The organism is Mesorhizobium sp. M0598 (assembly GCF_040320865.1).
GTDB lineage: Bacteria > Pseudomonadota > Alphaproteobacteria > Rhizobiales > Rhizobiaceae > Mesorhizobium.
Genome location: NZ_JAMYQL010000031.1, coordinates 22,345 through 42,026 on the forward strand (window position 1 = coordinate 22,345; position 19,682 = coordinate 42,026).

The following is a 19,682-nucleotide window of genomic DNA, read 5'->3' on the forward strand; positions in this document are numbered from 1 at the left end:
GTGACACACGAACGCATTATTGTCTTCCGGTCTGGCGGCAACAGTATCGGCAGGACGGCAAAGCTGACCGGCTGCTGCAGCGAAGCGCAGGTGAAGCGCGTCTGGGCTCGACATCAGAAGGAAAGCGGGAAGCAGGAAATGCTGTCGCAAAAGTTGAGCTCTGCGACGGTGCAAAAGTCAGTTGCAAATCGTCGCGACAGAGGCTCGGCAGCTCCCCGAAGTAGCCATTTCAGATTGCTTGCAGGTGCGGATAAAGTCCTTTATGCATCGGCACATGATCAAGTCCGCGCTCATCGCTGCAATCTATTATGCGACGCTTCCATAAGGAGCGGCGCGTTTCGATCATGCCTTGAAACAAGCCGCCGTCAGGCGGCTTTGTTCATGAGAGGACCCCCTGGCGGCAATACCAGGAGGATTCCCTATGGCACTTCCCGATTTATCAACCGGTCATTCCGAACCATGTTCGGCGGCTTTGAAGACGCTCATTGAGCGCGGCTATGTAAATCAAGGGACCGACCTGCCGGGTGTCGATGCCGCCTTTGAAGCAGGCGTCGTACCCGCTTACGCTGGTTTTGATGCGACGGCTGACAGTCTTCATGTCGGCCATCTTCTTCTGATCATGGCGCTTCGTCATCTTCAGCAGACTGGCCATAAACCCATCGTTCTCATTGGGGGTGGGACCACCCGCATCGGCGATCCCAGCTTCCGTTCGGAGGCGCGGCCGATGCTGACGGACGAGCGGATCGCCGCCAACATTGAAGGGATCAGAAAGGTCTTTGACCGTCTCCTTGTCTTCGGAGACGGCCCGACGGATGCCGTGATGGTGAACAATGCCGACTGGCTGGACAGCATTCGTTGGATCGACATGCTGAGAGACGTCGGCAGGCATTTCTCCGTCAATCGGATGCTCTCTTTCGACAGTGTGAAGTCGCGGCTGGAAAAGCAGGAGAATCTGAACTTCTTAGAATTCAACTACATGATCCTCCAAGCGTTCGACTTCCTTGAGCTATCCCGCCGGACCGGTTGCCGTTTGCAGATGGGTGGAGCCGACCAGTGGGGGAACATCATCAATGGCATCGACTTGATACGGCGGACGGATGGAAAGGAAGTCTTCGGAGTGACTACGCCGCTTCTGACGACTTCTTCAGGTGTCAAGATGGGTAAGACGGCTGCCGGAGCTGTGTGGCTCAACGAGGATCGCCTTTCGCCATACGATTACTGGCAATTCTGGCGTAACACGGAAGACGCTGATGTCGTTCGGTTCCTGAAGCTTTTCACCGATCTGCCGATGGACGAGATCGAGCGATTTGGACAGGCTGAAGGAACCGAGCTAAACGCCGTCAAAGAACGTCTCGCCAACGAAGCTACGGCCCTGGCACATGGAACTAACGCCGCCAAACAGGCGGAGGCCACGGCTAGCCAAGCATTTGGGCAGGGCGAAGCCGCAGAGGGGCTACCGACGCTTCATCTAAATGACGCCGAGGGCTTGGCCGGAGTAGCCCTTGTGGATTTGCTGGTACGCGCCGGATTGACCTCCTCCAAAGGGGAAGCGCGAAGGGCGATCTCGGGACGAGGTGTGCGGATCAACGGCAACGTCGTCGAGGTTGATACAATGATATCGTCCCAAGACCTCCCGATCCGGCTTTCGCTCGGCCGGAAGCGCCACACTGTTGTAAAGTAGGGTTTCAGCAAGATGCTGTCGCAGAAATTCTGCCCGCTTAGCGGATATTGCAGACATTCGCGTCGAGTTCCCTGAGGAATGTCGAGAGACATTCCTCAGGGGGTAGTTAGAGCCGGGCCAAGGCAGCAAACTGGCCGGGTGGGTGATTGGCTACTATATTGCGTGATGCATTAACATGTAGGAGGTCGAGCAGCATTGTCACGCTTCCATGCGGCAATGGGCGGGCCGTTTCCTTTGATGTGATCGGCATTGACGGCGACCGCACACAAGGTGTCCACCTATTTTGGTGACGCCTCATGCATCAGAGCACTCAACAGTAAAAGGTGCGGGGAAATTCGCGCTTACTAATTAACTGCCAAGCGACACACGTTTCGCGCGCGGATCTGCAGATCATCTTGCGGCGCGCGGCATTGATGCTCAGAAACGTCGCCGGCGTGCCGCTGGAACCGGCCACCGAGGACGCTCTCAACGCCATTGCTGCCGAAATGGAAATCGGCCGGGCGGACCTCATTCAGATCGTGCTGCGGGAATGGTTGGAAACGAACGCCTATCTGCCCGTGCGCGAAATCGATGAGGAGAATGAAACGGACGGGAGCGCGTAAATGCAAACTTCCGCGATCACGCTATGCACGGCGAAGCTGCGACTCATCTATCGCTAAGGCGCGGCGGACCTGATGGCCTGTCGTATTCGTCGATGGCCATGGTTCGAGCGATAGGAACGCGGAACGCCTCCGTGGCGCCCCGAATGTCGTCATCATATACGGCTTGTACGCGTCCCCAACCGCCGCAGCTTTCATCGGCTGCGCACTTCGCCATCCGGACTTGAGACAGTGCCGGCTCTGCTTCGGTGCAACGTCCGCGATGGCGGCTCGATTCCTGGGCCAAGACTCCATTTTCGGGCGGCAATTCCAGCACCGACCTTGACCGAGTCATGCCGCATATCTGTTGGATGTCGCATCGTCGTAGCCCCGCTAAGCCGACCAGGCCTCCCGACCGCCGGATCGATAATGATGATCGCCTCTGGAGAATTGTTCTTGCTGTCGAGCGCGATGGTCTCCACCGTCTTGCCGTGCTCTATTTCCGCTCAGTCATGAGCAACGCCAGCCAGCCTGTCGACACTTTCGACGAGGTCCCGTGCCTTATCTGCATCGTGTGAAGGCTTTGTGGGTTCGCTCGGGCCGCGCCATCCCCAGCCTATCTTCCTTCACGCCCAACAGCGAAGCATCCAATGCTAATTCGTGAAGCGTCGAGAAAACAAAATTTGACTGGCAATCAAGTTTCTGTGGCGCGACCTTTCGTGGATGCGACAGCCAAACAGCCTGACTTCCCCACTGGGAATGCTTGCTGCCTCGACCTCTCTCCGGCCGGCCGAACGCCCTTTGCGGTGCCGGCCGACACGTTCCGTGCCGGTGCCGGAGCCGAGGAGAGCCCGAGGCCTTCACCATCATCAATCCGCTATATGGGCCATGCGCTCAACAACGCGCTGCAGGACACAGGACGTGCCGTCCCACAGGGATTATTGAATCCCGTTAGGATTTAAACGCCATATCCAATCGCAGCCATCCGCTGAACGCAGCTATCGCCGTCGACGCGAACATCGAACAGAACCGACCCTGCGGTTTTTTCCGCAGCGTCAGCCACACGATCGCAGAACGGTCGATTGAGGTAACAGGCACAGCAATAATCGTGTTGGGGAACAACGGAGAACTTAGATGCGCGTCGGTAAACGGGGACACCGCCCTTTTGGTGGCGGAATTGGCTGCGTGGAATGCGTCTCCGCTGAGTGAGTGCGCATTTCGCAAAAACGGGACAGTCGTTCCGCTAAATCGCGGACATATACTCGCCACTGAATTCGCAATCTGCCGGTTCGACTGGCAGGAAGAATGTGACTCGCGAAATCGTCCAAGAATAATTCCGAGACTCCTCATTTGGTCGCCATGAGATCGCGCTCCAGTTCCGCAATGCGCACGCACTTGCCGAGCGTCGTCCTGACGCAACGCCTTGATCCATCCTCGCCCGCGCATAAGTCTTCCTGCCAACACCCAACCGAAAAGCCATGCGGATTCCTAATTTCCGGCAAGCCGAAACGCTTGTGGAAAAGAAGCGCGGCGCTCGGGAGGACGAATGAAGCGATATTACAAGGTCGTTCGTCCTATTGGCCATCTTGGGCTGTGATGTTATGCGCAGTCTGTTTGAGGAGCGCTCCAACGGCTTGGGCATGCCGCGGACAAGCGAAGTAGCGCCCGCCAAGAGCGCAGTTGCGATGTAGGCATCGGGAGGGCGATTGGTGCGTGGATAGTCAGCCCTGGCCTATTGTCGATTGTGCCAGCCGGCGCGCATTTTGCAGCCATGGTGGCGCAGCATGTTGAATTGGCGTTGTTTGAGCAGTCGCTCGGCAATATCGAAGGCCTGCATCGGCCGTTCTGTGATCGTGTGGCTGACGCTGCGGAGAAAACCGCAGGATCGGTTCTTTTCGATGTTCGTGTCGACGGCGATATCTGCGTGCAGCGGATGGCCGCGATTGGATATGGCGTGACCGGCACAGCAATAACCGTGATGGACAAGAACGGACAACTTAGATGCGCATCGGTAAACGGGGACACCGCCCTTTTGGTGGCAGAATTGGCTGCCTGGGATGCGTCTCCGCTGCGTGAGCAAGCGAGGGTTGACCACCGCGGAACGGCCATCATCCTGCTAGCCAAACTTCGGAGCTCTGGTCACTTCGCCCGGTTCTAGCCGGCTGAGCGCCGCTTCCTACCTTGCGGGCTAAGCAGATGGCGCGGCGGCGATGAGGCACCAGCGCGCGAATCCCCGCCAGCAGCAGCCGCTCCGCAGTGAGACCCAGCTTCGTTCCCGTCATCAAACTGCTCACGTTGAACGCCGGCGCGACTGGCTCCGGGCGGAGATCGATCCGAACTACCCTGGCATCGCCTTCGGCCTTGCGACCGGGCTGCTGCTCGCAGAAGCAGCGTCAGTCTTAGGTGCGCGAGTAGTCGGGCTTCAAGACGGTCAAGCGCTATCGGCCTCTGCCACCGAAGACGTCCGGCGTCGTGCGTGTACGGCGGAGGCTGAAATCTCAGGGATGGAAGGACCCAGCAGCCAATGCAGGCGGTGTCCCATCAGATTCCATAGGACATGAATTGTCATCGACGTGCTTTCATGATTGCTGGGGTCGATGTCACGTCGTCGCTTGCTACCCGAAAAGAATTTCCCGGGCTACGCATACCTGCCTGGCAAACATCCGCATCCGGTTCGCGACCCGCTGGGTCACAGTTACCAAAGCGACCCGGTGACCGTTGTTACCGTCGAGGAATCACTCAGCTCAAACGGGTTCCGATGGGGTATCGACCTGTTCAATCACGGTTATTACTGGGAAGCCCATGAGGCTTGGGAGCCTCTTTGGCACGCTGCGAAACAAAGCACTCAGCATCGCCTTTTGTTCAAGGGATTGATCCTGTTGGCGGCGGCCGGGGTGAAAATCCGCGAGGGAAAGCGGGTCGCTGCCGCGCGCCATGCGGCGAGAGCTGCAGCGCTTTTTCGTCGGGTGGCGCCTCTGCCGAGCCGGCCCTTTGAGGCCGCACTCGGAATGACACCTGCCAAGCTCGCGGTACACGCCGAAACGGCCACAACTTTCCCGGCTGTTTTGCGAGAGCCGATGCCTGGCCAGCCTGAGCCCGTTTTCGATTTCATTCTCGCCCCTAAATCCGAGGGCGTCTGATAGGCAAGTGCACTGCCGGCCCGTCATGGACAGTTCGACAAGGGCAGCTTCAATCCTGGTGCGGTTGACCTACGGCACAGCCCGGCGCTGGCGGAGCACCCATGGCAGGCGCCGCTTCCATCGTTCACCTCTCGGCAAAGCAACATCTTTCTGCCGCCGCTTTTTCTGGCGGGTCCGTCTGTCTTCAGTCGGTGGGTTCGATGCCTTCGGAACCGGCGCTTTCTCAACCGTCGGCTGCTTAGGAAGCGATCCGTCGGGCATGATCACCTCCTTGGCGTCGGGTACCGCTTCACCAACGGCGGCCATGGGCCGAGAACGGATATCTTCACAAGGAAAAATCGGCACTTCAGCGATCGCACCTTCAATCTTCGCTTCCGCGATATCGTTCGCGATGGCGGCCAGGTCGATGCCGCCCCAGATTGACTGTGGCCGCTTCATGAGCCCACGCTTCTGTTTGATCTCGACGACAAAAGGTCGCTGCTGCTTCATAGTGCTCTCGGCGGATTTGGGAGCGTGCGAATGTCGTCTAGGCCGATCGCACGCTTTCGTCCACCCGCCCACGCATTTTCCAACGGTTTTCGAAGACCGTGAAATCGTCCATGCCACGACTGAAGCGGCTCACCGCCGGAGCCTAGGTGTTTAGGCCCAGGCTCCCGATCTGTTGTCTTGCCGTCAGCATGACCGCCATAACGACAATATCGCCCACGCAGTCGCCTTTAGTAGGCCCATCGCGAAGCCGCAAAATGTTCAAGATGCAATGAAGATGGCCGCCACTTTTCCATGCTCGCATGTTCCCGAGTAAATCGGACCCGTCCAACGCATTTTTGCAATCGGCCACCTGCGACTGATTATGCTGCTGATGGTCCGCATGCCGGATGTCTGGGTGGCCGGGCACAGATTGCACTCGCAAGCGCTCGGCAATCCCAAAGCTGCACTTGCTGCACATGCATCGGCTTTCCTCCACCGATCAACCCTTAGTGTGGGTTGCGAAGTCGCAAGAGGTGGCGCTGACCAGGCTTGTTCCGCAGCCCTCGTTGTCGTTGATCCAGACGCTGGGTGGTGCATGAGGAATCGCAGCAGCGATCACCCACAGGACGGGTCAGCTTTGCTGCGCTCGATTTTGTCGATGATCAGATCGGCCCCCTTCTTCGCGAGAGTGGGCGCTCTAATCAGCCTAGAACGGCCTGATCCTGGTCAATCTCACGCGCGCCAACTGCCTCGCCGGATTGTAGAGCCTCTTGCGGGTGTTTTCTACAACAACCACCAGGGTCATCAAATCAAGCAGGAAGTCGTCGATCGCTTGGGCGGTTGTTCCTGACTCACCTTTGAACTGATCCAGCAAAACGCACGCCCGATCGATCGCATCCGCGCTGGCCGGAGTGATTAACGCTTCGACTCCTCTTGACGATGGCGATCGTACGAGGTGCCGGCCCCCGACTCCTCATTGCAAGGTTCACCACGTGATGCGTTAGTTTCGTCTGCCTTTGCGACTGCCGCTTGGTCGCGGCCAGTCCACTGGCTGCACGATGCGCTTACCACGGCGTGTCGCTCCGGGCCTTCCGGTCTTTCGCGTTTGCTGGGTTATACTATGAACGGCCCGGCATGATCGCCGAACCAGAACGTGTTGCAAACTTTACAAGGAATACGCATATGGCAACTGGAACCGTGAAGTGGTTCAACAGCACCAAGGGATTTGGATTTATCCAGCCCGACATGGCGGTCAGGATGTTTTCGTCCACATTTCCGCTGTCGAACGCGCGGGCTTCTCGACCCTCAGTGACGGCCAGAAGATCAACTATGAGATCGAGCAGGACCGCCGCACTGGCAAGTCCTCCGCTGGCAGCCTCAGCAAAGCTGGCTGATTTTTCTCCTGCCCCCGGCAAGAGCCGGAAGTACGCGGCAAGTCCGGATGTACTGACGGCCGCTGGACAAGAGCGGGCGAGAATAGGGTTCGGCGCAGCACATTGCTGGCGGAGGCGCTTCTTGTGAAACAAGGATGTTTGCAGTTGAAGGCGGGCTGTCCCCGCCTTCTCGTATTCTGCGCAGATGCCGACGGTAGCTGCGCGCTCCAGCACGACCTCGATTGCCGAAATTCTAAGCTGCGACCTTCTTGCGGGTCCGCTTCGCCGGTGCCGGCGCCGGCGTTTCCGGCTCTTTCGGTTTGCGGCCGAGTCCCATCGTCTTGGCCAATGCCGAGCGCGCGGCAGCGTAATTCGGCGCGACCATGGGATAATCTGCCGACAGGCCCCATTTGGCGCGATATTCATCTGGCGTCAGGCCATGGTGGGTCGACAGATGGCGCTTTAGCGATTTGAACTTCTTGCCGTCTTCAAGGGAGATGATGTAGTCCGGTGTCACCGACTTCCTGATTGGGACAGCAGGCGTAAGCGCAACCGGCTTTTGTGCGGTGACGCCTGCAGCCGTGCCTTTCAACGCCGCGTGCACTTGGCCGATCAGGGCAGGGAGATCCCCCACCGGGACCGGATTGTTGGAGACATAGGCTGAGACGACATCGGCCGTGAGCTCGATGAGGGTGTCAATGTTTTTTGCGGCTTCTTCTGTCATGAAATTCTCCGGGCAGCCTGAAACACAGTCGGCGAAGTGTTGCTTAATAGTGGCGGTTGTCGCTGAAAGCAAATACAGCCCGGCAGGACTATCGCGATGCTCGTCGGCACCGAGGACCATAGCGCTGCATCCGCCGTCGTGCGCGTGTTGATCTGCGCGCTGTCGGCCGGGCAAAACGAAGCGCCAAAGATGTTTTGCGCCCCCCATGAAGCCCCAAGGTCGTCCTTCCGCAGCTCACGAAGCCCTCACGGATGCGGTAGCTAGGCTTCGGTTCTTGACTTTCGATTTGACCTGCGCCCCGGCCAGCGCGCCCTCGGCAGGCGCTGCGAACTCGAATACGGTGGTTGAACCGATGCTGAGCATTGCGGTAATTCAAGCACAAGCTTTGCCTGTTAATCCTGTGGTCACAAACGACCTTGATGGCCACCAATCCGCGCGAAACCCGATGTGCAGCCGCACGGTCTTGAGCTTTTTGCAATTCTCGCTAACCTGGGTCGAACCGCTCAGAAGATGCGCATATCGCCTCGAGCGGGCGCTTGCGGGTCATGATCGCGGTGTTGTGTTAGCTACGATGTTTCCCATCCGCTTGGTTAGGCTGTCGAAAGAAACAATCGCTCTTCGATCACTTACTTCCGGAGCCCGATATCATGATGAAATATCCAGACGTTAAACCAGGCCTTAAAGAAGAAGTGCCCTGGTCTGACAGCCTGACCAGCTACGACCGCCAGCACTTCACGACCTACCTGAGGCTCCTGGATGCAGGTGCCGACGAGGCAAGCTATGAGGAGATGGCGCAGGTCATCCTCGGCATCGATCCGGTGCAAGAGCCGGAGCGGGCCCGGAAAACCGTGCGAAGCCATCTCGATCGGGCGAACTGGATGGTGACGACCGGTTACAAGGAATTGTTCGCCGGATGAGGGCGAACAGGCGGCGACACGCTCCGCCTGTTCAGATGTGGTTACGGCGTCCGCGAAAAGAGCGGTCTCACGGTCGGGGCTGCGGGAATTAGGTTCAAATTGAAAGACCTCAGTTCTTTGCTCCATCATGACGATCGACCAGATGGCCGGCGACCGGTGCGAGCACCAGACCCGCCACGCTGGACGACAGCAACACGAGGCCAACCAAACCCGAACCGCCAACATGAAAAGCCAACCATGCAGGCAGGACAATTCCGACGCCAACGATAACGAAAGAAGCCGATGAAAAAGCTATAAACAGCGGGTCTTTCGAATCGTCAAGCGAGACACTTTCCCGGCTCGCTTTCCGATGAAGATAGCGGTGAAGGAGAAGTCTTTCCGCAATGGGAAGCACAAGGCGCAGTGGTCGATGACGTTGCGTGAATATGCCAAGCCGCTGCACAAGAGGCCGATCGCCGAGATCGCGCGCGACGACGTGGTCGAGACGCTGAAGCCGATCTGGGAGAAGATACCAGAGACTGCTGACCGCCTCCGCATGTGCATTGCAGCAGTAATGGATCACGCGAAGGCGAGGCGGCTTTTATGTCGGCGACAACCCTGCCGACTGGCGGAGAGGCCTGAAGGATATGCTTCCGGCTCGACAGAAGCTCACGCGCGGCCATCACGCAGCAGTCGGCTACAAGGAACTGCCTGCCATCATCAAGCGCCTACGAGCCGCCGCTGGCGTGTCAGCTAGGGCTGTGGAGTTCGCCGCATTGACCGCAGCGCGTTCCAGTGAGGTTCGCGGCGCAGTGTGGCCGGAGATCGACCTTGATGCGGCCTTGTGGACGGTACCCGCCGCAAAGATGAAGGCTGCGCGCGACCATGAGGTTCCGCTTTCCGAGCGCGCCGTGACAATCCTCCGCGCTACACAGCAGCAGTCGACCAGCGATCTGGTGTTCGAAGGTGGACGCGACGGAAGGCCAATCAGCGACACAGCGATGACGAAGGCGCTTAGGGCCGCTGGTGCGGGCGATGCGACCTTGCATGGTCTGCGCTCATCGTTCCGTGATTGGGCTGGCGATAGACCGATTACCCGCGCGATGTAGCCGCGGCGGCCTTGGCTCATGTGCTCAAGGACAAGACCGAAGCCGCATACAGACGTGGCACCGCGTCGCAAAAAAGACGCGGCTTGATGGTAGACTGGCACAGTATTGTAAAATAAAGCCCGTTGACCATATTGGCATTACAAGCGAAAACGCATATTGTTCTTCACCTTGGCTTACCTCGCCTAAGTTAACGGCGACCCGAATCCCTCTCTAAAGATTCAGATTTGAACGTGCCCCTTCGCACGTTGGATTTTCCGCACGCTCTTTTTGCGCCGGGTTGCAATGGGGATTCCGATGACAGCAAACGACAACCGACCGCGCCTGATCGCACCAAAAGACGCGGCGTCAGCCACGTCTCTTTCTCGTACACTATTGATTTTGATGGCCGAAGCCGGGGGGTTCCCGAAGCCCGTTTCGCTATCCGAACGACGTAGTGCATATATGCGTGCCGAGGTCGAAGAGTGGATTGATAAGCGTATCGCCGCGAGCGCGGCAGCATGAGCCACAATGCCGAAACTGTTGCGAAATGTTTATGCTTTGGAAGGCTACCGAGAAGGCGTTCCTGCAGCATCTTCTGATCCGCTTGATAGAGGATGTTCCGGACTTCAATAGGGAAAAGTTCGCAACCGGCTTGCACCTACTGCAAGAGGAGTGGCCCATCGACCGAACAGACAAAGATCGAGAAGCGCAGGGCTTAATCAGCATCCGCTTCCTTGGCGAATTAATTGAAATGACAGCAATGCGCATCGCTCGAGAGTGAGCACACTGACGGGCCGCGCGTTTCTTCAAAAAACACCGCCGACCAACGGCGGCACTCCAAGACTGGACCGCTCCCCTTGAAAATCCTTGATGCCCGACCGGAGCCGCCAGGCTGCGGCAACGCAAGGGAGTGTGAGTATGGAACGGCGAGAATACGAAACCGCCACGGATAAGGGGCGCCCTGGTCAACGTCTGGTGAGACTGCCGGGCGATAAACAGCACACCAAGCGTGGTGACAGCGCAAAGGTCATCGCGCGCCGCATTGCGCTAGACAAAGCGGAGAAGCGCCTGCAGAGGCTGACGAATGGCTGAGTATCGGGCTACGCCATCCAATGGAGCCAACCCGCGACTATCGCGGGTCTCTTCGTTGAACAGTTTGCGCGCGGATCTTTCGACAAGTCATTGCTCCACAATCCTGACGTGGCGGCTCTGTGGTCGCATGACAGCAGCCGGCCACTTGGGTGTGTTGGCCGCCGCGACAGCAAATATCGCAGCGGCCGGTCCACCCGCCGAGCAAGTCATATTCTTCCACCATGTAGCTCTTGATCTTCAGCCAACTGCCGTGCCGCCAACCGGCTTCCATGGATGCAGGTCAATTCACGATTTGCTGAAACGCGCTGTTTCCGCCCGGGTGGAGCTAGCCTGTCAGTTTAGTGAAGTCGTGGCGCCGCGCGCGAACATGTGCCAGCAAATTCGTTTCGTTTACGACCCCTGATTGAAAGAGATTCAGCGTGGTCGAGGCCAGAATCTGACCGTCTATCGAAGTGCTGTACCATTTAGCGTCGGCGGTTATCTGGTCGACAGCCCGCTGGCAAATCGCCCGATCCTTAGGTCTAAGGAACTGACTTTTCAGCGCTCGTAGCATCTCGATGCCTTTAAAGGGGAGTCACTTGTCTCCCACGCGAGCCCATGCGCGGGTCTCCGGAGAATGGATACTAAACGCATCCAGACAGAAAATTGCCATTCGTTTGAGTGGTACCGATGCGGGGCCTTGGCATCGGTGACGTGGTTGCGATCACGGCCGCGGTACGGAGGCGGTCACCGACGACCGTATCAGTGATACAACGCACTTCCTTAGCGGGCGGCCCAGCAGCTTGGGTTAGGGGGCGGCCGCTGGGCCTGACCAGCGAGCGTTCGGGAATGCTCGACTGGCTGGTTGGTATTTTAGATAAATCTAATATAATCGAACCATGCGAACGAAGTACGCGGCGGTAAGAAAGTGGCTGGCACGATTCACTTACCGCGCGCTTTTGCCTTGGGTTCTGGCGAGCTTTCGGACGGGTTTGCAGCCAATTTTGCAGATCGCCGATCTGTTACCCACAGGGACTTTTTCCTCGTCAACAAATCGTCACGATCGCCCTCAGCGGTCGCTCGGCTATGCATCGCAGCTATGGCGTAGTCGGCTCTGTTGGTTCGATAGTCTTCTTTTTGGACAGTCATCGTTTGCTCCCAGTTTCATAGCCCCTCTTTTGCCCTGGCGGGGAGATTAACTGCCGGTGCATTACGCGAGTCAATCGATGAAACGACCACTCCGCAGTCGCGAGGGCGGGGAGCAACCCGACAATTTTTAACGTTGGAACGGCTTACAGACTGCAACACAGCCGCCCTTTCGTCGGGCTGCGTTGATCGCGTTCATGTTGCCCTTCAGCTCGCCGGTCTTGGCTTCACGTACCTTGATGTCGTGTTGTCGCATCATGCTGCCAACCGGCAAGCCAAGCCAAAACACGCCGTCCACGTCACGGCGGGCGGTTCTGTCTTGTACGGCCATTATCGGCGCGAGGTCGGAACTCGTTCGGTAAAGTTCGGCTTCCAACTGGCTGCAGGACTTGCCCGCGTATACGCTGGACGAAACCAGCATGGGCTTGATGTCGGCTGGGCGAGTAGCGCAGCCCGACAAAACGCTGATGGCTACAAACGCACATAACTTGATTCATGCTTCCCCCAAAATGCCCGCGGCGAGCAGGCGCTGAGGGCAGGACGAAGTCTATGTGCTTGACGGCATGCGGAATATATTCCTATTCTGCGGGATGCCGCACCCTCGCCGACACGAAGCCGTTTCCGAATATCACCTCGCCAAAATTGAACGACAGGCGTGGCGCCTTGTCTCTGTCGGTCGGGGCGACGCTTTTGGACCTCAAAGTGTCCGCTGCCGACCTCGGCCTGCGGGTTGGTGAACCCGTTGAAATCATCGTTGATCTGATCGCCGCACAAAGCCTTCAGATCATCGGCAGCATCACGGTGTCATCCGGGGTGGCGCACAACGAGAGCAACACGGTCAACCCGGCAGTGGCGGGCGGGCTGGGCTACATGAGCGTTGGGCTGACCGTCACGCCGACCCAGAACGATGTCACGTTTGGCACGAGCCTGCTGGTTCGGCTCAACATCGCTGCCGGCGTCGGTGCGAATGCCTGTTCGTGCTCGGCTGGGCTGTCCAGAAGGCCAAGTCACGCCTGACCTACATCGGCGGGGCTCTCCAATCTGCGGCCATGGTGGCGGAGGATGCGCACCCGAAGCTTAACATCGACCCGTTCTTCCGCATTGCGGCCAGCGGCGTCACCAACGACTATGCTGGCAACCCCCTGATCGGAGCATCGGCTGGCGGGTTTCCTCCTGTTCTGGTCAACGCGCCGGCAGGCTCGCCCTTCGGCACCAGGCCATCAAGCTGCCGGCCGGCCACGCTGCACGACATCAAGACGCCCGTAGCCGAAGCAGGGTTGACGGTGGGAGAAACTGTCTGGTGTATCTTCGCCTTCATGGCGGGGAGTGCCCAGTCCATCCAGTTCATCCACTACATTCCGGTGTCGTCCGGGGTGACCCAGACCGTTCAGATAACCAAAACGGTCAATGGCCTGACGTATATTTCGCTGCCCATCGTGGTCACCCAGAACGACGTTACCTACGGCCTTAATCACCAGCTCCGCATCCTTCCGACAGGGGCCTTGGCCGCGGATGCCTACCTTCCCGGCTGGGCCATCCAGAAGGCACCGGGCCGGCTGATCGATAACCATGGCCGGTTTGACAAACTGGCCAAGGACGTTGCCTCCGTGCCGGCCTCGCAGTTCGCCGGCAAGATCGGTGCGCACTTCGGCGATAGCATCATCGAAAGTGTCATCTGGCCGGGCATCACGCCGACCGCCAAGATTGCCCAGCGCACCGGCATGACGATCACCAACTGCGGCGGCGGCGGTACCCGCATGGCCAACCATGCTGCGAACTATGACAAGTTCTCGTTTTACCGGCTGGCCGATGCCATTGCCTCCGGTGATTTTTCCCAACAGATAGCCGCAGCAACGGTCATCGGAGGCACCTTTCCAGCGATTGCAGCGCGCATGGCATCGGTGGATTACAGCCTGCTGGATTACCTGATCCCCTCGTTCGGCACCAACGACTTCACCGGCGCCGGCCCGACGTGCCCCATCGGCACCAATGCGGACATAACCGGGGCGACCTTCAAGGGAGCCATCAACTACGGCATCCAGACGATCATGACCGCCCGGCCGAACCTGAAGCTCATCTTCACGACGCCGATATGGCGGACGCTGGACGGCACTGCGGGAGGAGCCGGAAGCCAGCTGATCGACTACGCCAACGCCATGCTTGAGGTCTGCGCCCTAAACAGGGTGCCAGTGGTCGATCTGTACCGCCGCTTCATCATCAACCAGTTCAACTACGTTCATTGGATGGGTCCTGGAGACGGAACTCACCCCAACAATCTTGGACAGGACCTGATCGGCGGCATGATGGCGGCGGGGCTGTTCGACAACTTCTAAGTTGCGCCTAGACAATCTCGGCGCGGACGAAATGCCATGACGCCGTGTTAATGATCGTGTCCGGGGTGTAGGGATTGGTGAGTTTCACTAGCGTCCCATCAACTTCCGCGACCGTCCAGACGCCAGTTTCGTCGCTCCAGTCGCCCGGAACGGCTACAATCATGGTGATGCGGTAATCTCTTCCGATTTCGAACATTCGGCCCTCCCCAGTTTTTGGTTCGGGGCAGAATGCGCGCGTGCTTGGGCCGGCGCAAGCGTCACCGACCTCGCAGGCGCGGATGGCGTCGACCAGCGCGACAACCGCGCCACGGGCCAGGTGGATGCCATCCTCGACGTGATCTCGAGCAACCTTTTCACGGCGATGGCAAATCTACCCTAGTGGAAGTCAATCTTTTTCGACGGCTGCGCGGTGTGGCTTTTGAGACTGATGAGCGCAGGCGTGTCGATCTTCGACGCTATCCGCCGGGCCAGTTCCCGCAATTCGAAAAAGCCGTCAATACTCATCAGGCTCAACGGTGTGCCTGACGAAGTATCCCACCGCAAAGGTACTTTGTCTTGCCTGTACGAAGATCCGTTCATCTCGCAAATGGCGTCGTAAATCGCCTGTGCGATCGACATTTCGGCCCGGATACGCTCTGCGTCTTTTTGGCTGTTCATAAGAATTTTTCCCCAAACCACGGTCCCCCTTAGCCGCTTTAATTAGGTGTCGCTAGATCACGCGGATGTGACACGTCGGATAAAATCGATTGATATGGCCGAGGGAGCGCACGCGGTTTTCTTTGGTCTTCGCCGTGTTGAGCGCCATGCAAGACTCGTGCCGCGTCCATCTTGATCGCAGCGTTGAATGGGCACTATTCGCAATGTATATTGCGCGCATGAGCACTGCAGCTGACAACAATTTTTTGCTGCCGCCTCCGGCTCCAGCGTATCTGCCGGCGCGCGTCATCGGCGACCCGAAGAAGGCGGCGTAGTGGTCAGCCCGCTTCCGGATCCCGAGGTCGCAGACGAAGCGCCAAGCGAGCCCTACCTCACCCCATACGACAATAAACGCGTCGCCATGTATATGTGGCTGCTGGACGCCGCCTATGACGACGAGGATTGGCGCGTGGTTGCCAGGACTGTGCTGCATATCGATCCCGAGAAGGAACCGAAGCGGGCGCACCGAGCCTGGGAAACTCATCTCGCCCGCGCCCGGTGGATTCTCAAGGAAGGGTACAAGTTCCTGTTCCCGAGCCCCACGACTCACTGACGAGTCTGTCCGTTAGGGCCGAAATTGGGGCCGCAAGAAGATACCGACAAAAGGTTCAATGAAATCAAGGGCATCTGGCGGAGGGAGTGACCGTCCGGCTGTTTTTTCGCGCCGACGTCATGCCTTTTCTTCGCACCGGTTAAAGGTTTTGGTTCCCTGGACCAGGAAACATCGATGGGGCTCGCGGTCACCCAGGTGAAGCCACCGCATCCACCATGCGCATCAAGCGCACTGGTCAGTCGACGCGACAATACACGAGACCCGCCGCGCAGTGCCTCCAGTTCTTTGAGACTGGCACTGATGAAGGCAAGTGCCTCGCCGCGGTTGGGAACCGGTCCCTTCTTCATAGCACGAACCCTGCTGCCACGAATTGACCCCAACTTAATTAAACGCGCTCTCATCGGTGAAAGTGACTGTCAGCATTGGAGGCGCGGAAATTTCTCCCAATGCAGATGCTCAGGACGTCCTTCGCACTGCCGGACGGTGCCTTTTTGAAGCGAAACAACATGGACGAAATCGTGTTTCATTCGTCTATGACGCCGCCATGTTGCGGGTCGTGACGCCCTAACCTACCGCTGGCCCAGCCCTGACGCTGGCAGAGCATCGCGAGAATGGGGCCTGCCTTCCAACCGATTGCGGATGCACCAACAACCCGGCCACGTTCGACGTTTCACAGCCTGGGGCCTATTTTTCAGGTAACCGGCAATTCGTTGGAGTCCGTTCTCCAAAGTGACGCAAAAAGGCCCGCCCCATTGTCTGGAGCAGGCCCTTTGACTTGCGCGGTACTCAGAACCTTGCCGCTTCGCGAAAGATAATAGCGAATGGTAAACATCGACTGAACGTCCGTGCCGCTTCGGTGGCCTTGGGTTAGGTGCGGCCTGTCCTTGTTGCTTGGCGAGATCGGGGCGGCTGATGCCGGCTCAGTGCGACGCGGGTTTCGTGCAAACCCCAACAATGCTGCCCCCGCATCGATCACCGCAAGCAGATTGGCCAGCTAAATGTCATCCACTGCAGGGCAAATTCGTTGCTCGCCGGCCGACAAATGCTGGGAGGCACTGCATGCGCGCGCTCGGGGACCTGCGGTGAAAGATTGGCGCCCGGCCGCGATTGATCAAAGTTGGGCCTACGGACCGAGTGTCACCGCTTGCGATCGTAACATTGCTGCGATCCGAATTTACTCTTTGGCTCGCGCCCAAGCTGGACGCTCAAGCATGCCGCGTCTTCGCCGATATCCTGACGCTTCAGCCCGGCGACCGGTGGCGCAGAGAAATCTCACGAACGCGAGCCGGATCGCGAGCCAGACCGAAGATGAGCTTTCCACCTCTGCATGATACCGGAGTCTGGGCCCGTTGGCGCAGGATGGAAGTCGATCCTGATGTACGATGATACACTTCCCGTGCGTCGAGATGGGCGGACTCGAAATGAGGCCGCAGTTCGTCAACGACACCGTTGTCGCTCGGGATTGCCTGCTCGAACAGCAGATGTCCGTAATCGGCCGTCAGGCTTCGAGCTCCTTCGGCTGACTTTTGAGGGCGGCGATGAGTAGCCCCAAAAGAGCCTTCCGCCACCGGAGCAGGAGCGAGAAGTTGTAGCCGGCGGGGGCCAGGACGGCGTCGCCCTGCTGGCGGGCGAGGTAGTTGCGGCCAGCTTCTTTCGCTTCGCGCCACCAACCTTCGACCAAACCGGTGCCGTGACACCCGTTCCGAGAAGAGGCGAGCCGCGCGCCGGTCCATATGCCGCGAAGGACAGACGAGCCAACATCCCGAAACTTGCTTACGTCGAACTCGCGGGAGACCGGCACCAGGGGGCCTGACACCAAGTCCTCGAATGCCCTCGATGTGTGTTCAAGATCCTAGGAAGTTCTCTCCTTACCACTGGAAGACAGCTCGTCCAGCCGCATCTGAACAGGAGGCCGGTGCTCAATCAGTGCCGCGCAGGATGTGCCCGATTGACAGGCATCAGGGAAGCCCAGGTCCTTAGTCCACAACGCTGTGACGAGCGCGACAACCGCGGCGGGGTTAGCCAGCTCACAGTTCAAGTCGATGGCTCAACTGTTGCATGGGGAGAGCTCTTACTTCTCATTCGCTCCAAATGCGGACGCGGCGCACGAGCTCGGAAGTTGAGATCCCATAGCGATCGTGAAGCGTCGGCAGCGCGCCAGCGTCGAGGAACTCGTCGGGCAGGGCGATCTGGCGAAAGACTGGGGCCACTCTCTCGCGCATCAGCAGCGCGGCAACGCCTTCGCCCAGCCCACCGATGATGGTGTGGTTCTCGGTCACTATCATTAGCCGTCCCGGACGGCGCGCCGCGGCAAGTATCGTCTCCGTATCCAGAGGCTTGATCGTCGGAACATGCAGAACGGCGCAGCCGATCCTGTCGGCTTCAAGCGCCTTCGCCGCCTCCAGCGCGCGCATGGTCATCAGGCCGGTTGAAATGAACAGCACATCCTCACCCTCGCGCAACAGGCGTGCCTTGCCGATTTGGAATGTGTAATCGTACTCGTCGAGCACGACAGGGACCTTGCCGCGCAAAAGCCGCATGTAGACCGGCCCGTTGTAGTCCGCGATCGCCTCCGTGGCCTGTTCGATGTCGAGCGCGTCGCAAGGGTCGATGATCGTCAGGTTCGGCATCCCGCGGAAGATCGCGATGTCCTCCGTCGCCTGGTGGCTGGGGCCGTAGCCGGTCGTCAGCCCCGGTAAGGCGCAGACGATCTTCACATTGAGTTTCTCCTCGGCGATCGCCATGCAGATGAAATCGTAGGCACGTCGCGATGCGAAGACGGCATAGGTCGTCGCGAAAGGCGTGAAGCCCTCCCGCGCCAGGCCGGCGGCGGCGCTCATCAGCACCTGCTCCGCCATGCCCATCTGATAAAAGCGGTCCGGATGCTCCTGTGCGAAGACATGGAGGTCCGTGTATTTCGCGAGGTCCGCCGTCAGGCCAACTATCCCGGCCCGCTGGTGCGCCAGTCTGGCCAGTGTGTGCCCGAACGGCGCATTGCGTGTCGGTACGCCATCGGGCGCGATCGACGCGATCATCGCCGAGGTCTTGCGCTCACCGGCATTGGCGGCGTGGCGCGGCGCGAACTTTGACAACCTCAACGCGGACGTCCCTTTTCCAAAGCTTCGAGCGCCAGCGCCCATTCATGCGGTTCGACGCGGATGAAATGCGTGATGTCGCGGGTTTCCAGGAACGGCACACCCTTGGCCATGCGGGTATCGCAGACGATCACACGTGGACGAGGCTCCTTCAGCCCGCGCGCCAGGTCGAAGGTCACGCGGACCGCTTCGATGTCGTTGCCGTCGACGCGCTGCGCGTGCCAGCCGAACGCCTCGAACTTGTCTGTCACCGGCTCGGAGGAAAGCATGGCCGTCGATGGACCGTCGGCCTGCTGGTTATTGAAGTCGACGATGGCAATGAGATTGTCGAGCTTGTGGTGGGCCGCCGACATCGCCGCTTCCCAGGTCGAACCCTCGCCGAGTTCGCCGTCGGACAGGAGGTTATAGACGAAACTGTCGCTTCGCTTGCGCCTCAGCCCCATGCACATGCCAACGGCAATGCCAAGGCCGTGACCGAGCGAGCCGCCGGTGATCTCCATGCCGGGCGTGTATGGCGCCATGCCGGACATCGGCATACGGCTTTCATCGCTGCCATAGGTTTCGAGCTCTTCCTCCGGCAGCACGCCCGCTTCGATCAGAGCCGCGTAGAGCGCGATCGCATAGTGTCCGATCGACAGCAGGAAGCGGTCGCGTCCCTCCCACAGCGTGTCGTCCGGCCGGTAGTGAAGCGCATGGAAATAGGCGACGGCAAGCACGTCGGCGATACCCAGCGCCTGTCCGACGTAACCTTGGCCCTGGACTTGACCCATCCGGACGGCATGTCGGCGGATACGATAGGCTCGTTCGGCCAGGCTGACATTGCTGCCGGCGCGAGGCATC

23 protein-coding genes and 2 pseudogenes are annotated in these 19,682 nt (G+C 59.0%); 15 read left to right on the top strand and 10 right to left on the bottom strand.

Annotated elements, in window-relative coordinates; all coding sequences use genetic code 11:
- The first annotated feature begins 421 nt into the window (after positions 1-421).
- The 4 genes from tyrS to NKI59_RS27510 all read left to right on the top strand — a co-directional run bounded on the left by tyrS (position 422) and on the right by NKI59_RS27510 (position 5,399).
- The gene (gene tyrS, locus NKI59_RS27495) at positions 422-1,681 is read left to right on the top strand and encodes a tyrosine--tRNA ligase (RefSeq protein WP_352707947.1); all 1,260 of its coding nucleotides are present in this window, start codon (positions 422-424) and stop codon (positions 1,679-1,681) included.
- Between the two features lie 323 nt (positions 1,682-2,004).
- A complete protein-coding gene (locus NKI59_RS27500) occupies positions 2,005-2,283 on the top strand; it encodes a hypothetical protein (RefSeq protein WP_352451797.1) in 279 nt (92 codons plus the stop codon).
- Positions 2,284-4,030: 1,747 nt separating this feature from the next.
- On the top strand, positions 4,031-4,417 hold the full coding sequence (locus NKI59_RS27505; RefSeq protein WP_502901109.1) for a hypothetical protein: 387 nt from the start codon (positions 4,031-4,033) through the stop codon (positions 4,415-4,417).
- 439 nt (positions 4,418-4,856) lie between these two features.
- On the top strand, positions 4,857-5,399 hold the full coding sequence (locus NKI59_RS27510) for a DUF309 domain-containing protein (protein WP_352707948.1): 543 nt from the start codon (positions 4,857-4,859) through the stop codon (positions 5,397-5,399).
- A gap of 69 nt (positions 5,400-5,468) precedes the next feature.
- Here the strand turns inward: NKI59_RS27510 and NKI59_RS27515 are convergent, their stop codons facing one another.
- Together NKI59_RS27515 and NKI59_RS27520 are read right to left on the bottom strand one after the other, a co-directional pair.
- Positions 5,469-5,888, bottom strand: coding sequence for a hypothetical protein (locus NKI59_RS27515; protein WP_352707949.1), 420 nt, complete (start codon positions 5,886-5,888; stop codon positions 5,469-5,471).
- 685 nt (positions 5,889-6,573) lie between these two features.
- Positions 6,574-6,741: a hypothetical protein gene (locus NKI59_RS27520; protein WP_352707950.1), complete on the bottom strand. Its 168-nt coding sequence runs from the start codon at positions 6,739-6,741 to the stop codon at positions 6,574-6,576.
- A gap of 308 nt (positions 6,742-7,049) precedes the next feature.
- On the opposite strand from NKI59_RS27520, the pseudogene NKI59_RS27525 reads away from it, so the two are divergent.
- Positions 7,050-7,261, top strand: a pseudogene (locus NKI59_RS27525) (cold-shock protein).
- A 232-nt stretch (positions 7,262-7,493) separates the two neighbouring features.
- On the opposite strand, the gene NKI59_RS27530 reads toward NKI59_RS27525, so the two are convergent.
- On the bottom strand, positions 7,494-7,964 hold the full coding sequence (locus NKI59_RS27530; RefSeq protein ID WP_352625479.1) for a Ros/MucR family transcriptional regulator: 471 nt from the start codon (positions 7,962-7,964) through the stop codon (positions 7,494-7,496).
- Between the two features lie 650 nt (positions 7,965-8,614).
- Here NKI59_RS27530 and NKI59_RS27535 point away from each other — a divergent pair.
- The 7 genes from NKI59_RS27535 (at position 8,615) to NKI59_RS27565 (ending at position 11,443) form a co-directional block, all read left to right on the top strand.
- On the top strand, positions 8,615-8,881 hold the full coding sequence (locus tag NKI59_RS27535; protein WP_031195313.1) for a DNA -binding domain-containing protein: 267 nt from the start codon (positions 8,615-8,617) through the stop codon (positions 8,879-8,881).
- 409 nt (positions 8,882-9,290) lie between these two features.
- Positions 9,291-9,617, top strand: a complete 327-nt coding sequence (locus NKI59_RS35200; protein ID WP_502898111.1) for a phage integrase central domain-containing protein — start codon at positions 9,291-9,293, stop codon at positions 9,615-9,617.
- Positions 9,508-9,969, top strand: coding sequence for a tyrosine-type recombinase/integrase (locus tag NKI59_RS27545; protein ID WP_352595194.1), 462 nt, complete (start codon positions 9,508-9,510; stop codon positions 9,967-9,969). Before NKI59_RS35200 ends, NKI59_RS27545 begins: the two co-directional genes overlap by 110 nt.
- 294 nt (positions 9,970-10,263) lie before the next feature.
- Complete coding sequence (locus tag NKI59_RS27550) at positions 10,264-10,470, top strand: helix-turn-helix transcriptional regulator (protein WP_352517670.1); 207 nt, start codon at positions 10,264-10,266, stop codon at positions 10,468-10,470.
- A 31-nt stretch (positions 10,471-10,501) separates the two neighbouring features.
- Positions 10,502-10,729 (top strand): hypothetical protein, encoded by a 228-nt coding sequence (locus tag NKI59_RS27555; RefSeq protein WP_352694561.1) that lies wholly within the window; start codon positions 10,502-10,504, stop codon positions 10,727-10,729.
- Positions 10,730-11,055: 326 nt separating this feature from the next.
- A complete protein-coding gene (locus tag NKI59_RS27560) occupies positions 11,056-11,274 on the top strand; it encodes an HK97 family phage prohead protease (protein ID WP_352496746.1) in 219 nt (72 codons plus the stop codon).
- Positions 11,168-11,443, top strand: a complete 276-nt coding sequence (locus tag NKI59_RS27565) for a hypothetical protein (RefSeq protein ID WP_156948355.1) — start codon at positions 11,168-11,170, stop codon at positions 11,441-11,443. Before NKI59_RS27560 ends, NKI59_RS27565 begins: the two co-directional genes overlap by 107 nt.
- Positions 11,444-12,295: 852 nt before the next feature.
- Here NKI59_RS27565 and NKI59_RS27570 read toward each other — a convergent pair.
- Positions 12,296-12,586, bottom strand: coding sequence for a hypothetical protein (locus tag NKI59_RS27570; RefSeq protein WP_352707951.1), 291 nt, complete (start codon positions 12,584-12,586; stop codon positions 12,296-12,298).
- A gap of 242 nt (positions 12,587-12,828) precedes the next feature.
- On the opposite strand from NKI59_RS27570, the gene NKI59_RS27575 reads away from it, so the two are divergent.
- Both NKI59_RS27575 and NKI59_RS27580 read left to right on the top strand, forming a co-directional pair.
- On the top strand, positions 12,829-13,182 hold the full coding sequence (locus NKI59_RS27575; RefSeq protein WP_352707952.1) for a hypothetical protein: 354 nt from the start codon (positions 12,829-12,831) through the stop codon (positions 13,180-13,182).
- On the top strand, positions 13,143-14,498 hold the full coding sequence (locus NKI59_RS27580; RefSeq protein WP_352707953.1) for an SGNH/GDSL hydrolase family protein: 1,356 nt from the start codon (positions 13,143-13,145) through the stop codon (positions 14,496-14,498). The genes NKI59_RS27575 and NKI59_RS27580 overlap by 40 nt, the downstream gene beginning before the upstream one ends.
- Before the next feature lie 7 nt (positions 14,499-14,505).
- Here NKI59_RS27580 and NKI59_RS27585 read toward each other — a convergent pair whose 3' ends face one another.
- Together NKI59_RS27585 and NKI59_RS27590 are read right to left on the bottom strand one after the other, a co-directional pair.
- Entirely contained in the window at positions 14,506-14,694 is a 189-nt protein-coding gene (locus NKI59_RS27585; protein ID WP_023722438.1) for a hypothetical protein, read from the bottom strand.
- A 179-nt stretch (positions 14,695-14,873) separates the two neighbouring features.
- Positions 14,874-15,155, bottom strand: coding sequence for a hypothetical protein (locus NKI59_RS27590; RefSeq protein ID WP_023722439.1), 282 nt, complete (start codon positions 15,153-15,155; stop codon positions 14,874-14,876).
- 313 nt (positions 15,156-15,468) lie between these two features.
- On the opposite strand from NKI59_RS27590, the gene NKI59_RS27595 reads away from it, so the two are divergent.
- Complete coding sequence (locus NKI59_RS27595) at positions 15,469-15,747, top strand: hypothetical protein (protein ID WP_023722441.1); 279 nt, start codon at positions 15,469-15,471, stop codon at positions 15,745-15,747.
- On the opposite strand, the gene NKI59_RS27600 is transcribed toward NKI59_RS27595, so the two are convergent.
- The 4 genes and pseudogenes from NKI59_RS27600 to NKI59_RS27615 all read right to left on the bottom strand — a co-directional run bounded on the left by NKI59_RS27600 (position 15,741) and on the right by NKI59_RS27615 (position 19,681).
- Positions 15,741-16,094 (bottom strand): hypothetical protein, encoded by a 354-nt coding sequence (locus NKI59_RS27600; protein ID WP_352451783.1) that lies wholly within the window; start codon positions 16,092-16,094, stop codon positions 15,741-15,743. The genes NKI59_RS27595 and NKI59_RS27600 overlap by 7 nt on opposite strands.
- 1,151 nt (positions 16,095-17,245) lie before the next feature.
- Positions 17,246-17,392: pseudogene (locus tag NKI59_RS27605) on the bottom strand (IS5/IS1182 family transposase); the annotation flags it as partial.
- A 433-nt stretch (positions 17,393-17,825) separates the two neighbouring features.
- Positions 17,826-18,845, bottom strand: coding sequence for a transketolase family protein (locus NKI59_RS27610; protein ID WP_502901107.1), 1,020 nt, complete (start codon positions 18,843-18,845; stop codon positions 17,826-17,828).
- Positions 18,842-19,681, bottom strand: a complete 840-nt coding sequence (locus NKI59_RS27615; RefSeq protein WP_502901110.1) for a transketolase — start codon at positions 19,679-19,681, stop codon at positions 18,842-18,844. The genes NKI59_RS27610 and NKI59_RS27615 overlap by 4 nt, the downstream gene beginning before the upstream one ends.
- Position 19,682 lies beyond the last annotated feature (1 nt).

What these genes read in the sequence shown, in the direction of transcription:
- tyrS (WP_352707947.1), top strand. Translation starts at nt 422, where the DNA reads ATGGCACTTCCCGATTTATCAACCGGTCATTCCGAACCATGTTCGGCG.
- NKI59_RS27505 (WP_502901109.1), top strand. Translation starts at nt 4,031, where the DNA reads ATGGTGGCGCAGCATGTTGAATTGGCGTTGTTTGAGCAGTCGCTCGGC.
- NKI59_RS27510 (WP_352707948.1), top strand. Translation starts at nt 4,857, where the DNA reads ATGTCACGTCGTCGCTTGCTACCCGAAAAGAATTTCCCGGGCTACGCA.
- NKI59_RS27515 (WP_352707949.1), bottom strand. Translation starts at nt 5,888, where the DNA reads ATGAAGCAGCAGCGACCTTTTGTCGTCGAGATCAAACAGAAGCGTGGG.
- NKI59_RS27530 (WP_352625479.1), bottom strand. Translation starts at nt 7,964, where the DNA reads ATGACAGAAGAAGCCGCAAAAAACATTGACACCCTCATCGAGCTCACG.
- NKI59_RS27535 (WP_031195313.1), top strand. Translation starts at nt 8,615, where the DNA reads ATGAAATATCCAGACGTTAAACCAGGCCTTAAAGAAGAAGTGCCCTGG.
- NKI59_RS35200 (WP_502898111.1), top strand. Translation starts at nt 9,291, where the DNA reads ATGACGTTGCGTGAATATGCCAAGCCGCTGCACAAGAGGCCGATCGCC.
- NKI59_RS27545 (WP_352595194.1), top strand. Translation starts at nt 9,508, where the DNA reads ATGCTTCCGGCTCGACAGAAGCTCACGCGCGGCCATCACGCAGCAGTC.
- NKI59_RS27550 (WP_352517670.1), top strand. Translation starts at nt 10,264, where the DNA reads ATGACAGCAAACGACAACCGACCGCGCCTGATCGCACCAAAAGACGCG.
- NKI59_RS27555 (WP_352694561.1), top strand. Translation starts at nt 10,502, where the DNA reads ATGCTTTGGAAGGCTACCGAGAAGGCGTTCCTGCAGCATCTTCTGATC.
- NKI59_RS27565 (WP_156948355.1), top strand. Translation starts at nt 11,168, where the DNA reads ATGACAGCAGCCGGCCACTTGGGTGTGTTGGCCGCCGCGACAGCAAAT.
- NKI59_RS27570 (WP_352707951.1), bottom strand. Translation starts at nt 12,586, where the DNA reads ATGCTGGTTTCGTCCAGCGTATACGCGGGCAAGTCCTGCAGCCAGTTG.
- NKI59_RS27585 (WP_023722438.1), bottom strand. Translation starts at nt 14,694, where the DNA reads ATGTTCGAAATCGGAAGAGATTACCGCATCACCATGATTGTAGCCGTT.
- NKI59_RS27590 (WP_023722439.1), bottom strand. Translation starts at nt 15,155, where the DNA reads ATGAACAGCCAAAAAGACGCAGAGCGTATCCGGGCCGAAATGTCGATC.
- NKI59_RS27600 (WP_352451783.1), bottom strand. Translation starts at nt 16,094, where the DNA reads ATGAAGAAGGGACCGGTTCCCAACCGCGGCGAGGCACTTGCCTTCATC.
- NKI59_RS27615 (WP_502901110.1), bottom strand. Translation starts at nt 19,681, where the DNA reads ATGCCTCGCGCCGGCAGCAATGTCAGCCTGGCCGAACGAGCCTATCGT.